Source organism: Ramlibacter sp. MAHUQ-53 (assembly GCF_052600055.1).
Map to the genome: position 1 here is coordinate 63,761 of NZ_JBQWTS010000001.1, position 13,233 is coordinate 76,993.

A 13,233-nucleotide genomic window follows, 5' to 3' on the forward strand; every position below is an offset into this window, starting at 1 on the left:
AGCCTCCCGGCGGTCGCGCCGCGTCAGGCCGCAGCGCCCTCGGCCGCCGCCGCGCAGACCCGCCCCCGCCCTGCCCGCTTGGCTTCATACAGCGCCTCGTCGGCACGCCGCAGCAGGCGCGCCGGGTCCGGCGGATCGCCCGGCTCCCAGCCGGCGACGCCGATGCTCACGGTCACGCAGCCGGCCACTACCGAGCCGGCATTCGGGATGGCGAGCGCGCGCACCCGCTGCTCCTGTTCCCGCAGCAGCGCCAGCCCCGGGTCGAAGGGCGTCTCGGGCAGCACGCAGACGAACTCCTCGCCGCCATAGCGGGCGAACAGGTCGGCCGGCCGGCGGAAGCCGGCCTTGAGGCACTGGCTCACCGCACGCAGGCAGTCGTCGCCGGCCTGGTGGCCATAGCGGTCGTTGAAGGGCTTGAAGTGGTCGATGTCGACCATCGCCAGCAGCAGGGGCTGGCGAGAGCGCTGGGCCCGCGCCAGTTCGATCGGCAGCTGCTGGTCGAACTGGCGGCGGTTGCACACGCCGGTCAGCCCGTCGAGGAAGGCGAGCTGGCGGATGCTGTCGGTCTGGCGCTTCAGCGTGAGCTGGGTGCGCACGCGTGCGCGCACCACCGCGGGGTTGATCGGCTTGCTGATGAAGTCCACCGCGCCGAGCTCCAGGCCCAGCGTTTCCTCGTCCGGGTTGCTCGAGGCGGTCAGGAAGATGACCGGCACGTCCCAGGTGACCGGGTTGGCCTTGAGCCGGCGGCAGACTTCGAAGCCGTCCAGCCCCGGCATGACCACGTCGAGCAGCACCAGGTCGGGCGGGTCCTCCTGGCAGATCTCCAGCGCCCGCGCGCCCGAGGTCGCGACGAAGACGCGGCATTCGTGCGCGAACAGCTGGTGCAGCACCTGGATGTGGATCGCCTGGTCGTCCACCACGAGCAGGCGCGGCAGGGGGGAGGCCACGGTCGCGACGGGCAGCGTCGTCATGCGCGCCCCCGGTCGGACAGCAGGCCGGCGAGGATCTCGCACTGCGCGCGGGCCTCCACGAAATCGAAGCCGGCCACCGCACGCTCCAGCTCCCTGGCGGCCGTGCCGGCCTGGCCGCCGAGGCCCGCCAGGCGCTGCTGCAGGCGCGAGTGGAGGTCGACGGCGCGCATGTCGCCGCGCCCGAACAGGTCGCGCAGTTCGGCCAGGCCGGCCCGCACCTCGGGGTCCGCGTCCACCTCCTCGGCGACGACGGCGACCGGCTCCGCGCCGGCTGCGCGCGCGGCCGCGGCAGCCCCGGGCGCGGGCGCCAGGCGTTGCGCGGTCTGGCGCACCGGGCCGCTCACCGCGTCGATCGCCTCGCGCAGCGCCACGGCCGCGGCGACGCCGGCCTCGACACCGGCGCTGGCGTCCTTCAGGCGCTGCTCCCACTGGCAGGCGACATCGGCCAGGTGCACGGCGCCCACCGTGCCGGCCAGGCCCTTGAGCGTGTGCAGGGCCTGGACCGCGGGCAGGCGGTCCGCCTGCGCGAGCGCGGCGTCGAGCTGGGCGGGGAACCGCCCCAGTTCGTCCAGGAAGGTATGCAGCACCCGCCCGTACAGGTCCGCCCGGCCGTCCATGCGTTGCAGCGCGCCCTCCGCGTCGAGCGCGCCCGCAGGCACGACCGGCGCCACGGCGACCGCGGCCCGCCCCGCCTCGCCGGCCTCGCCGTCGCGGCCGGTATGCCGCAGCAGCACCCGCACCAGGTCGGCCAGGTCGAAGGGCTTGCCCACGTGGTCGTTCATGCCGGCGGCCAGGCACTTCTCGCGGTCGGAGGCCATGGCGTTGGCCGTCATCGCCACCACCGGGATGGCCGCCAGCGCCGGCGTCTCGCGGATCAGGCGCGTCGCGGCCAGGCCGTCCATCTCGGGCATCTGCAGGTCCATGAGCACCACGTCGAACGGCACCTTCGCGGCGAGCAGGGCATCGACGCCGAGCCGCCCGTTGCCGGCCACCTCCACCTGCGCGCCCTGCGAGGCGAGCAGCTCCTGCGCCACCTGCTGGTTGATCGGGTTGTCCTCGACGAGGAGGATGCGCAGGCCGTCCAGCGCCTGGCTGCCGGTGGCGGCCTGGCGCGTCGCGTGCGCGTTGCCGCGCGTGGCCTTGGCCTCCATCACCGCGTCGTACAGCATCGAGGCGGTGAGCGGCTTGACCAGGTAGCCGTCGAGGCGGGCCTGGGCATGGGCCTGCTGGCGGCGCAGCATGTCCTTGTCGTGCGCGGTGACCATGATGGACAGCGGCGCGGCATCGGCCGGGTACAGCGCCTGCAGCGCCTCCAGCGTGGCCCACCCGTCCATCTGCGGCATGTACCAGTCCACCAGCAGCACCTGGTAGGGCGCCAGCCCGCGCTGCGCGCGCGCCGTGACCCGCGCGATCGCCTCGGTGCCACTGGAGGCGGTCTCCACCGCCCAGCCCCAGGAGGAGACGATGCCGGTGAGGATGTCGCGCGCCAGCGCGTTGTCGTCCACCACCAGCACCGACATCGGCGCCACCGCCGCGGCCGCCAGCGCCGCCAGCTCCTCGAGCGGCGGCTCGGCGTTGGCCAGGGTGACGGTGAAGCCGAAGGTGCTGCCCTGGCCCTGCACGCTGTCGACGGCGAGCGTGCCGCCCATGAGCTTGACCAGCTGCCGGCTGATGCTCAGGCCCAGGCCGGTGCCGCCGAAACGCCGCGTGGTCGACGACTCGGCCTGCGAGAAGCCCTCGAAGATGCGTTCGAGCTGCCCGGGCGCGATGCCGATGCCGGTGTCGATCACCGCGAAGCGCAGCGTGGTCTCCTGCGCGGTGCGCGCCACCACCCGGATCTGGAGGACCACGGTGCCGGCCAGGGTGAACTTGATGGCGTTGCCGCCCAGGTTGATCAGGACCTGCTTGAGGCGCATCAGGTCGCCGACCAGGGCCTTGGGCGTGTGCGGCTCGATGTCGAACAGCACCTCCACCGGCTTGTCGTTGACGCCGGTGGACAGGATGGCCGACAGGTCCCGTAGCAGCGTGTCCAGGCGGAACGGCTGCAGGTCCAGCGACATCTTGTCGGCGTCGAGCTTGGACAGGTCGAGGATGTCGTTGATCAGCCCCAGCAGCGAGCGCGCCGCGCCCTCGGTCTTGGCGGCGTAATCGAGCTGGCGGGCAGTGAGCGGGGTGGTCTGGAGCAGCTGCAGCAGGCCCAGGATGGCGTTCATGGGCGTGCGGATCTCGTGGCTCATGTTCGACAGGAACCGGCTCTTGGCCTCGGTGGCCGCCTCCGCCTGCTGCTTGGCCTCGATCAGGGACTGCTCGTAGCGTTTCTCCTGGCTGATGTCGTAGCCCACGCCGAGGTAGCCCACCTGCTGGCCACCGGCCTCGACCAGGCGCGTGATCCACAGGGCCGCCTGCAGCCGGCTGCCATCCTTGCGCACCAGGGTCCATTCGGTCTTGCGGTCCAGGATCTCCTGCGGAAGTCCGCCGGCCAGACCCTGGGTGCCCAGGCGCCGTGCGGTCTCCTGCGGGTCCAGGAAAAGGCGCGGCTGTTCAAGGCCCACCACCTCCTGCGCGCTGTACCCCAGGAGGTTCTCGGCGCCCTTGTTGAACACGGTGATGCGGCGGTCGGCGCCGATCGCGATGATGGCCACGCCGGAGGCCGAGTCGAGCACCGCAGCCAGCATGGCGGAGGTGCGGGCGACCGCCTCCTCGGCCTGCTTGGCGCGGTTCACGTCGATGTTGAGGCCGGACAGGCGCAGGGGACGTCCGTCGGGCCCTCGGTGCGTCACGCTGGCGCGGGTCTGTACCCAGACCCAGTGCCCGTCGCGGTGCCGCATGCGGGTGGTGGCCTCGAACGCATCCCCCTCCCCGCCCAGGTAGCGGGCCAGGGCCGCCGCGGCCGCGGCGTGGTCGTCGGGGTGGCAGTTGGCGGCCCAGGTGGCCTCGGTCACCGGGCGCAGTTCGTCCGCGGTGTAGCCCAGCATCCCGGCCCAGCGCTCGTTGATCTCGGCCTCGCCGGTGTCCAGGTCCAGCACCCAGGTGCCGGCGCCGGTGCCGCTGATGATGTTGCCCAGTTTCTCGCGCTCCTCGGCGAGACTGAGCTTCTGCCGCTGGACCACCTCGAGCAGGCCGTTGAAGCCGCGGATCAGGCCGCCGACCTCGTCGTTGCGCGCCACCGGCAGCGGCTCGAGCTGGCCGCCCTGCGAGGTCATCTCCTCCAGCGAGCGCAGCGCGCCCGACAGGGGCTGGAACTGGCGGCGCAGCCACCACCAGGTCAGGCCGCCGGCCAGCACGCTCAGGGCCAGCGCCAGCAGCTGCATGTGCCGCTCCATCTGGCGGATCGGCTCAAACCCCTCGGCCGTCGGCATCGAGCCGACCACCTGCCACTTCAGCGAGGGGATGTTCTTGGCGGCGGCGATGCGCTCCACCCCCAGCGGGTTGAGGCCGACCCCGTAGCCTTCGATGCCGTCGCGGAACCGCTGCATCAGCCTGTCGCCCGCCACCTTCGGCAGCTCGGTCATGACCCGACTCTTGTCGGTGGCGGTGATCACCAGGTAGTCCGCGGGACTCGTGAGCAGGAAGCCGCCGGTCTTGCCATAGGGCGTGTTGGTGAGCACGTCGAGGAAGTTGGGCTGGCTCAGGTTGGTGATGCCGGCCACCACGCCGATCACGTCGCCCTTCGCGTCGCGCACCGGCGCGGCGATGCCGATGATCGCGCCGCGCTGCAGGCGGCCCGCGACGGGCTTGCCGACCATGACCTTGCCCTCGCGCAGCGCGGCCGCGATGAAGTCGCGGTCCATGAAGTTCTGGCCGACGCGGCCGACGCCGGCGGGCAGCGAGGCGATCGCCACGCCTGTGGCATCCGTCACGAAGATGCCGGAGTTGAACAGCCGCATGTAGATCGGCCGGTCCTCGAGGTAGCGGGTCAGCGCCTCGGGCTTGGACATCAGCGCCGGCGGCAGCCGCGCCCCGGTGTTGCTGACCACCTGGATCCGAGTCGACACTTCGCCCTCGATGAATCCGGCCAGGATGCTCACCACCGAAAACTGCTCCCGCCCGAGCACCTCGCTCATGTCCTCGCGCAGGATGCGGCTGACGAGGAAGGTGAGCGACCAGATGCCCACCAGGAACACCAGCAAGGTGAAGAGCGTGAGGCGCGTCTTGAGCGAAGTATTGTTCAAGCTGACCAACTATGGGGGAAAGTTTGATTTTGCAGCGAGATTAGGAATCACCTTATCCACCATTAGGCATAGAAAAAACACAATTTGAGACAGCTTCCTTGCAGAAACTTTCAAAGTAGTAATGGCAATGGTTATCAAATTGGTCCGCTAATGAAAAAGGCCCGCTTGCGCGGGCCTTGGGCGGAGGTGCTCCGGGCGGCAGCACCGGTCGTTCAGGCCGGCGCCGCCTCGCGGCGGCGGGCCAGCGCCATGACCTCGCGCGCCGGCAGCGACTTCAGGCGGTGGTCGCTCCACACCTGCCGCCAGCGCCGCGCGCCCGGCAGGCCGTTGTACAGGCCCAGCATGTGGCGGGCGATGGCATACCAGGGCGTGCCGCGCGCCGCGGCCTCGCGCTCCATGTAGGCCACCATCGCCTCCTCCACCCCCTCGCGGGTCAGCCCGCGATCGGGCGCGCCGAAGAAGTCGCCGTCCCACGAGGCCAGGAACCAGGGGTTGTGGTACGCCTCGCGGCCCACCATCACGCCATCGAGCAGGCGCAGGTGCTGGTGGACCTGGGACGCCTCGCGGATGCCGCCATTGACGGCGATCACCAGGTTCGGGAAATCATGCTTGAGGCGGTGCACCACGTCGTAGCGCAGCGGCGGCACTTCCCGGTTCTCCTTGGGGCTCAGCCCCTGCAGCCAGGCGTTGCGCGCATGCACGATGAAGACGCTGCAGCCGGCCTCGGCCACCGTGCCGACGAAATCGCGCACGAACTGGTAGTTCTCGGTGCGGTCGATGCCGATGCGGTGCTTGACGGTGACCGGGAGGGACACGGCGTCCCGCATGGCCTTGACGCCATCGGCCACGGTGCGCGGCTCGGCCATCAGGCAGGCGCCGAAGGCGCCGCGCTGCACCCGCTCGCTGGGGCAGCCGCAGTTCAGGTTGATCTCGTCGTAGCCCCAGCGCTCGCCCAGGCGGGCCGCGACGGCCAGGTCGGCGGGCTCGCTGCCGCCCAGTTGCAGGGCGACGGGGTGTTCCTCGGGGTTGAAGTCCAGGTGGCGGTGCTGGTCGCCGTGGACCAGGGCCCCGGTGGTCACCATTTCGGAGTACAACAGCGCATGCCGGGTCAGCAGGCGGTGGAAATAGCGGCAATGCCGGTCGGTCCAGTCCAGCATGGGCGCGACGCTCAGTCGCCAGCGGTTCGGGGTCTCAGGGAGTGAATGCACGGACCGAACTTTACGCGGTCCGCGTCCTACAGGGGCCGGGCGGGGTGGCCGACGAACCCGCCCCGGGCCCGCGGCATCAATGCCCTGGGGCCGGTTGTCCGGTCATCACCGGGGCCCCGTCGACCAGGAGCGCCCATGAAACCCTTCCACCTCGACGCCCACATGCTCACGATGCGCGGCGTGTTCTACCCCACCGGCCATGTGGTCCTGATGCTGCCGGGCCAGGATGAGGCCCGCCAGGCCGCCACGGCCATCACCCATGCCGGCATCCCGGGCGACGAGATCTCGTTGCTGGGGCCGGACACCATCCTCGGCCCGATCGCGCAGACCATCGGCTCGGCCGACATCCCGTTTCCCTCGCCGGGCAGCGAGGCCGGCGTGGTGCGCCAGCTGGCGCAGCATGCCGCGAAGGGCGAATGGGGGTTGCTGGTCCACGCGCCGAAGACGCAGCAGTGCGAGTGCGTGCTGCAGGCGGTGAAGGGGATGCCGGTGACCTTCGCGGAAAGGTACCGGCACCTGGTGATCGAGGACCTGGAGACCTGAGCGGCCTCCGGTCCCCGACCGGGGATCAGCCCATGTGCAGGCCGCCGTTGACGGAGAAGTCCGCGCCGGTGGAGTAGCCGCCGTCCTCGGACGCGATCCAGGCGATGATGGAGGCGATCTCCTCCGGCTGGCCCAGGCGCTTGACGGGGATGGTGCCGACGATCTTGTCCAGGACGTCCTGGCGGATGGCCTTGACCATGTCGGTGCCGATGTAGCCGGGGCTGACGGTATTGACCGTCACGCCCTTGCTGGCCAGCTCCTGCGCCAGGGCCATGGTGAAACCGTGCATGCCGGCCTTGGCGGCGGAGTAGTTGGTCTGGCCGGCCTGGCCCTTCTCGCCGTTGACCGAGGAGATGTTGACGATGCGGCCCCAGCCCCGGTCGACCATGTCGCCCACGACCTGCTTGGTCACATTGAACATGGAGTTCAGGTTGGTGTCGATCACCGCGTCCCAGTCCTCGCGGGTCATCTTGACGAACATGCGGTCGCGGGTGATGCCGGCGTTGTTGACGAGCACGTCGATCGGGCCGTGTTCGGCCTTGGCCTTGGCAAAGGCCTCGGTGGTGGAGTTCCAGTCGCTCACGTTGCCCACGGAGGCATGGAACGTGTAGCCCTTCTCCTTCTGTTCGGCGAGCCACTTGGCGTGATCGCGGGTCGGGCCGCAGCCGGCGATGACCTTGAAGCCTTCACGGTGCAGGCGCTGGCAGATCGCGGTACCGATGCCACCCATGCCCCCGGTGACGTATGCAACTTTCTGGCTCACTTGTGTTCTCCTGGCGATGTCGCCTCGTTGATCTGGTTTCGTGTCCCGCGCAATCACGTGCGGGACACCTGGTTCTTGTACGCGGTTCAGGCTCGTTCGACAGCGAGGGAAACCCCCATGCCGCCGCCGATGCACAGCGCGGCGAGGCCCTTCTTCGCTTCGCGGCGCTGCATCTCGTGCAGCAGCGTGACCAGGATGCGGCAGCCGGAGGCGCCGATCGGGTGGCCGATGGCGATGGCGCCGCCGTTGACGTTGACCTTGGCGGGGTCGATGCCCAGCTCCTTGTTCACCGCGCAGGCCTGGGCCGCGAAAGCTTCGTTCAGCTCGAACAGGTCGACGTCCTGCACGTTCCAGCCGGCGCGCTGCAGCGCCTTGCGGGAGGCCGGCACCGGGCCCATGCCCATGGTGGCCGGGTCCAGGCCCGAGGTGCCGAAGGCGGCGATGCGCGCCAGCGGCTTGAGGCCCAGGGCGGCGGCCTTCTTCGCGCTCATGACCACCACCGCGGCGGCGCCGTCGTTGATGCCCGAGGCGTTGCCCGCGGTCACCGAGCCGGCCTTGTCGAAGGCCGGTCGCAGGCCCGCCAGGGCCTCGGCATTGGTCTTGGTGTTGATGAACTCGTCGGAGGCGAACACCAGCGGGTCGCCCTTGCGCTGGGGAATGCTGATGCCGACGATCTCGTCGGCGAACTTGCCCGCGGCCTGCGCGGCGGCGGCCTTCTGCTGGCTGGCCAGCGCCAGGGCGTCCTGCATCTCGCGGGTGATGCCGTGGGCCTTGGCCACGTTCTCGGCGGTGATGCCCATGTGGTACTGGTTGTAGACGTCCCACAGGCCGTCGACGATCATCGTGTCGACCATCTTCCAGTCGCCCATGCGCTGGCCGTCACGCGAGCCGAGCAGCACATGCGGCGAGGCGCTCATGTTCTCCTGGCCGCCGGCGACGACGATCTCCGAGTCGCCGTAGGCGATGGCCTGGGCCGCCAGCATCACGGACTTCAGGCCCGAGCCGCACACGGCGTTGATGGTCAGCGCCGGGATCTCCTTGGGCAGGCCGGCCTTCATCAGGGCCTGGCGCGCCGGGTTCTGGCCGACGCCGGCGGCGAGCACCTGGCCCATGATGACCTCGCCCACCTGGGCGGGATCGACCTTGGCGCGGGCCAGCGCCTCGCGGATCACGGCAGCGCCGAGGTCGGTCGCGGCGACCTTGGCGAGCGAGCCGCCGAACTTGCCCACGGCGGTGCGGGCCGCCGAGACGATGACGATGTCTTCCATTGGAGAGTCTCCAGTCTTTGGGGTGCGGGTAGGGAAATCGGGAAGGGCCTCAGGCCCGGGCCTTCACGTAGCGGCCGGGGGCCGGCTCGATGGCCTTGTACGGGCCGCGGCCATAGGCCTTGGGCGCCGGGACCTGCTTGCCCGCCAGCGGCTTGAGCCAGGCGTACCAGTCGGTCCACCAGCTGCCGGGGTGCTCCTTGGCGGCGGCGAGCCAGTCCTCGTAGCCCTTGGGCAGCTTGTCGTTCGTCCAGTAGGAGCGCTTCTTCTTGGCGGGCGGGTTGATCACGCCGGCGATGTGGCCCGAGGCGCCCATGACGAAGCGCAGCTTGCCTCCGAGCTGGTTCACGCTCGCATAAGCGCCCTCGATGGGAACGATATGGTCCTCGCGCGAGCCGTAGATGTAGGCCGGGATGTCGACCTTGCGAAGGTCGACCTTCTGGCCGCACACCACCGCCTTGCCCGGCTTGGCCAGGTTGTTCTCGAAGTAGGTGTTGCGCAGGTACCAGGCGTACATCGGGCCCGGCAGGTTGGTGGAGTCGCTGTTCCAGTAGAGGAGGTCGAAGGGCGGCGGGGTCTCGCCCTTGAGGTAGTTGCCCACGACGTAGTTCCAGACCAGGTCGTTGGGACGCAGGAAGCTGAAGGTCGAGGCCAGTTCCTGGCCCTTGAGGAGGCCGCCCTTCCCCATCTGCATCTCGCGGTACTTCACGAAGTGCTCGTCGATGAACAGGTCGAGGATGCCGGTGTTGCTGAAGTCCAGCAGCGTGGTCAGCAGGGTGACCGAGTGGACCGGCTTCTCGCCGCGCGCGGCCAGCACCGACAGCGCGGTGCCCAGGATGGTGCCGCCCACGCAGAAGCCCAGGGCGTTGATGTCCTTGGCGCCGGCGATCTCGCGCACGGTCTCGATGGCGCGGATCGCGCCCTCGGCGATGTAGTCGTCCCAGGTGGTGTTCTTCAGGGACTCGTCGGGGTTGCGCCAGCTCACCACGAAGGTGCGGTGGCCCTCGGCCACGAGGTGGCGCACGAAGGAGTTCTCCGGCTGCAGGTCCAGGATATAGAACTTGTTGATGCACGGCGGCACCACGAGGAAGGGTCGCTCGTAGACCTTGGCGGTAAGCGGCTTGTATTCGATCAGCTGGAACAGCGCGTTCTCGTAGACCACCGCCCCCTCCGTGGTGGCGACGTTCACGCCCACCTCGAAGTGGCTTTCGTCGGTCATCGAAAGGTGGCCCTGCTGGATGTCCTTCCACAGGTTCTGGACGCCGCGGGCGATCGACTCGCCCTGGGTCTCGATGGCCTTCTTCTGGGCTTCCGCGTTCAGGGCCATGAAATTGCTCGGCGCGGAGGCCGCAAGCCACTGCTCGATGGCGAAGCGCAACCGCGCCTTGGTCTTTTCGTCGGCCTGCGCCGCCTCGACCAGACCCAGCAGGGTGCGGGCATTGAGCAGGTAGACGGCGGCGGAGAAGGCGGAGACCGGGTTCTGCGCCCAGGCCTCGCCGGAGAAGCGGCGGTCGGCCGCACCGGGGTGGACCTGCATGCCCTGGTTCCACAGCTCGCTGGCCTCGCGCAGGTAGGCCTTCTGCAGCTCCATCAGCTTGTCGGGGGCAAAGTGCAGGGCCGGCAGGGCCTGGCCGGCCGGCACCGCGCCGCCGCCCATGGCCTGGAAGGACTCCAGGGCCTTCTTCCAGCCCTCGCCGAGGTTTTGCTGGAACTGGCTGGCCGCCTGGGCCCAGTCTGCATGAAAATTCATCGCGTCAGTCTCCTTGTTCGTTCCTCGAGCGGGTCACGGCAGTATCCGCCAGTTCCTTACACCAACCAAACTCAGCCCGGCCCGCGCATGTACCTCGTCGCCATCGGCTGGCTCTACGTGGCCCTGATGATGTCGGTTGCGGAAGCAACCGCCGCCAACGGATCACTGCTCGGAGCCATTGTGACCTTCGTTCTTTACGGTCTCGTGCCAACGGGCCTGCTCGTGTACCTGCTCGGGACGCCGGCCCGCAAGCGCAAGCTCAAGGAGAAGGAAGCGGCCGAGCTGGCCGCCTGGAGGGCCTCACAGGCCGCGGCCTCAGGCCAGCCAGACACTGGCGGCCAGGCGCCCGCTGACGCGGTCACGCCGGTGCGAAAAGAACCGTGATGCCGCGGTGACGGTGCACCAGCCGTCGCTGCCGTCGTTGCCGTGGATGCGGGTGATGCCCAGGGCCGCGAGGCGGCGGCGCGCCAGGCCCGGGAGGTCTGCCAGCCATTTGCCATGGCCCTGACACGCAAACAGCGTGCCCGCTGCGGCGTCGACGGACTCGAACGCCGCCTTCACCTCAGGCCCCACCTCGAAGGCGCGCGGGCCGATGCACGGACCCAGCCAGGCCAGCGTGTGCGCCGGGTCGAAGGCCGCGGCCAGAGACTCGATCACTCCGGTGCCGCCCTGCCCCGCCAGACCGCGCCAGCCGGCATGGGCGGCGCCCACCCGGGTCCCGCGCGTGTCGCACAGGAGCACGGGCAGGCAGTCGGCCACCATGATGGTGCAGGCCACGCCGGGGGTGTCGGCCACGCAGGCGTCGGCCACGGTGCCGTCCGCGGTGGCGGCGTCCAGGCGCACCGTGTGGGTGCCATGGACCTGGTTCAGGAAGACGGGCCGCGCGCCCAGGTGGCGCGCCCACGCCGCGCGGTTGGCGGCGACCGCGGCGGGGTCGTCGCCCACGTGGTCACCGAGGTTGAAGCTGTCCCAGGGCGGCCGCGAGACCCCGCCCAGGCGGGTGCTGCACAGGGCCCGCACCCCCGCGGGGGCGGGCCAGTCGGGGAGCAGCAGGGGCGAGGTCACGCCTCGTTGTCGGGACAGGCCGAGGGCTGCGACTTCTGGAACGCCTCCAGCTTCATGCAGGCTTCGAAGGCCGCCATGGTGCGGGGCAGGCCGTCGAAGTTCACGTCGAAGCGCATGCCGTTGAAGATCTGCGGAACCAGTACGCAGTCGGCCAGGGTGGGCGTATCGCCATAGCAGTAGGTGCCGGCCGGCAGCTGCGCCAGCTCCCGCTCGAAGGCCTCGAGACCCACGCGCACCCAGTGGCGGTACCAGGTGTTCTTGTCGTCGTCGCTGACCTTGAGGTCCTTGACCAGGTACTTGAGCACGCGCAGGTTGTTCAGCGGGTGGATCTCGCAGGCGATCAGCTGTGCCAGCGCGCGGACCCGGGCGCGGCCCAGCGCGTCGGCGGGCAGCAGCGGCGGGTTCGGGTGGGTCTCGTCCAGGTACTCCATGATGGCCATGGACTGGCCCAGCACCTGGCCGTCGTCGGTGACCAGGGAAGGCACCAGGCCGGTCGGCGAGACGGACTGGTACTCGGGCAGCTTGTGGTCGCCGCGCGCCAGGTGCACCGGCAGGTAGTCGTACGACAGGCCCTTGAGCGCCAGCGCGATGCGGACGCGGAAGGAGGCGGAGGAACGGTAGTAGTTGTACAGCTTCATGCCGCGAGCATAAACCGCCAGCCGCCCCGGTCAGCGCGCCGCGGTGCTGGCGCGCTCGCCCAGGAAAATCTCGACCCGCCGGTTGCGCGCGCGACCGGCCTCGGTGCCGTTGTCCGCGACCGGCTCGCGTTCGCCGCGCCCGGCCACCTGGACCTGCCGCGGGTTGACGCCGCGCGCCACCAGGTAGTCCCGCGCGGCCTCGGCCCGCTGCACCGACAGGCGCTCGTTGAAGGCGTCGCCGCCGGTGCTGTCGGTGTGGCCGATGATGCGCACCTCGGTGTTGGCCTGGCCCTGCAGGCCGCGGGCGAACTCGTCGAGGATGGGGCGCAGGTTGGCCTTGATGTCGGAGCGGCCGGTGTCGAAGGAGATGTCGCTGGGGATGTTCAGCTTCAGCTGGTTGTCCGGAGTCTGGGCGACCGAGACGCCGCTGCCCATAGTGGCACGCTCCATGGCCTGGCGGCGCTGCTCCATGTGCTGCGACCAGACATAGCCGCCGAGGGCGCCCACGCCGGCGCCGATCACGGCGCCGCGGGTGTTGCCGCCGATGGCCGCGCCCGCCACTGCGCCCACGCCGGCGCCGATGGCGGTGTTGCGCTGCGCCGGCGACATGGCCCCGGGATCCATGCCGGCGCATCCGGCCAGGACGAGCGCGGCGCACAGGGCCGAAGGCAAGGCGGCGCGGGACGGGAAGGAGAGTCGGTTCATGGCGGTCCTTTCAGGCAGGTGCATGACCGGATTCAACCCGGCCGGCAGGCGGGCCGGGTGTAGGACAACGGCCAGTCCGCCGGGTGACTCGGGGCGGCCCCCGTTTAGGGTCCAATACGGCCTGCGCTATTTCCACTTTTCCAACCTTCGAGA

At 70.1% G+C, this 13,233-nt stretch carries 11 protein-coding genes; 2 read left to right on the forward strand and 9 right to left on the reverse strand.

Annotated features, from left to right (window positions below):
• Positions 1-23 precede the first annotated feature (23 nt).
• The 3 genes from ACT80S_RS00280 to dusA all read right to left on the reverse strand — a co-directional run bounded on the left by ACT80S_RS00280 (position 24) and on the right by dusA (position 6,351).
• Positions 24-971 carry a diguanylate cyclase gene (locus tag ACT80S_RS00280; protein WP_377411266.1) on the reverse strand — a complete coding sequence of 316 codons (948 nt, stop codon included), beginning with the start codon at positions 969-971 and terminating at the stop codon, positions 24-26.
• A complete protein-coding gene (locus ACT80S_RS00285; protein WP_377411269.1) occupies positions 968-5,143 on the reverse strand; it encodes a response regulator in 4,176 nt (1,391 codons plus the stop codon). The genes ACT80S_RS00280 and ACT80S_RS00285 overlap by 4 nt, the downstream gene beginning before the upstream one ends.
• A 212-nt stretch (positions 5,144-5,355) precedes the next feature.
• Positions 5,356-6,351: a tRNA dihydrouridine(20/20a) synthase DusA gene (gene dusA / locus ACT80S_RS00290; protein WP_377411273.1), complete on the reverse strand. Its 996-nt coding sequence runs from the start codon at positions 6,349-6,351 to the stop codon at positions 5,356-5,358.
• Positions 6,352-6,486: 135 nt separating this feature from the next.
• Between dusA and ACT80S_RS00295 the strand changes: the two genes are divergently transcribed.
• Positions 6,487-6,894, forward strand: a complete 408-nt coding sequence (locus ACT80S_RS00295; protein ID WP_377411276.1) for a hypothetical protein — start codon at positions 6,487-6,489, stop codon at positions 6,892-6,894.
• Positions 6,895-6,919: 25 nt separating this feature from the next.
• Here ACT80S_RS00295 and phbB read toward each other — a convergent pair whose 3' ends face one another.
• From phbB to phaC, 3 genes are all read right to left on the reverse strand, one after another.
• Complete coding sequence (gene phbB, locus ACT80S_RS00300; protein ID WP_377411279.1) at positions 6,920-7,657, reverse strand: acetoacetyl-CoA reductase; 738 nt, start codon at positions 7,655-7,657, stop codon at positions 6,920-6,922.
• 86 nt (positions 7,658-7,743) lie between these two features.
• Positions 7,744-8,925 (reverse strand): acetyl-CoA C-acetyltransferase, encoded by a 1,182-nt coding sequence (locus ACT80S_RS00305; RefSeq protein WP_377411282.1) that lies wholly within the window; start codon positions 8,923-8,925, stop codon positions 7,744-7,746.
• 49 nt (positions 8,926-8,974) lie between these two features.
• On the reverse strand, positions 8,975-10,672 hold the full coding sequence (gene phaC, locus ACT80S_RS00310; protein ID WP_377411285.1) for a class I poly(R)-hydroxyalkanoic acid synthase: 1,698 nt from the start codon (positions 10,670-10,672) through the stop codon (positions 8,975-8,977).
• Between the two features lie 87 nt (positions 10,673-10,759).
• Between phaC and ACT80S_RS00315 the strand changes: the two genes are divergently transcribed.
• On the forward strand, positions 10,760-11,056 hold the full coding sequence (locus tag ACT80S_RS00315) for a hypothetical protein (protein WP_377411288.1): 297 nt from the start codon (positions 10,760-10,762) through the stop codon (positions 11,054-11,056).
• Here ACT80S_RS00315 and pgeF read toward each other — a convergent pair.
• The 3 genes from pgeF to ACT80S_RS00330 are packed head-to-tail and all read right to left on the reverse strand — an operon-like array spanning position 10,988 to position 13,080.
• Positions 10,988-11,737 carry a peptidoglycan editing factor PgeF gene (pgeF, locus tag ACT80S_RS00320; protein WP_377411290.1) on the reverse strand — a complete coding sequence of 250 codons (750 nt, stop codon included), beginning with the start codon at positions 11,735-11,737 and terminating at the stop codon, positions 10,988-10,990. The genes ACT80S_RS00315 and pgeF overlap by 69 nt on opposite strands.
• The gene (gene maiA / locus ACT80S_RS00325; protein ID WP_377411293.1) at positions 11,734-12,375 is read right to left on the reverse strand and encodes a maleylacetoacetate isomerase; all 642 of its coding nucleotides are present in this window, start codon (positions 12,373-12,375) and stop codon (positions 11,734-11,736) included. Before maiA ends, pgeF begins: the two co-directional genes overlap by 4 nt.
• Positions 12,376-12,405: 30 nt before the next feature.
• Positions 12,406-13,080 (reverse strand): OmpA family protein, encoded by a 675-nt coding sequence (locus tag ACT80S_RS00330; protein ID WP_377411297.1) that lies wholly within the window; start codon positions 13,078-13,080, stop codon positions 12,406-12,408.
• Positions 13,081-13,233 lie beyond the last annotated feature (153 nt).

Bases quoted from the DNA above. Each gene is read 5' to 3' on its own strand.
- ACT80S_RS00280 (WP_377411266.1), bottom strand. From the start codon at position 971: ATGACGACGCTGCCCGTCGCGACCGTGGCCTCCCCCCTGCCGCGCCTG.
- ACT80S_RS00295 (WP_377411276.1), top strand. From the start codon at position 6,487: ATGAAACCCTTCCACCTCGACGCCCACATGCTCACGATGCGCGGCGTG.
- ACT80S_RS00305 (WP_377411282.1), bottom strand. From the start codon at position 8,925: ATGGAAGACATCGTCATCGTCTCGGCGGCCCGCACCGCCGTGGGCAAG.
- phaC (WP_377411285.1), bottom strand. From the start codon at position 10,672: ATGAATTTTCATGCAGACTGGGCCCAGGCGGCCAGCCAGTTCCAGCAA.
- ACT80S_RS00315 (WP_377411288.1), top strand. From the start codon at position 10,760: ATGTACCTCGTCGCCATCGGCTGGCTCTACGTGGCCCTGATGATGTCG.
- maiA (WP_377411293.1), bottom strand. From the start codon at position 12,375: ATGAAGCTGTACAACTACTACCGTTCCTCCGCCTCCTTCCGCGTCCGC.
- ACT80S_RS00330 (WP_377411297.1), bottom strand. From the start codon at position 13,080: ATGAACCGACTCTCCTTCCCGTCCCGCGCCGCCTTGCCTTCGGCCCTG.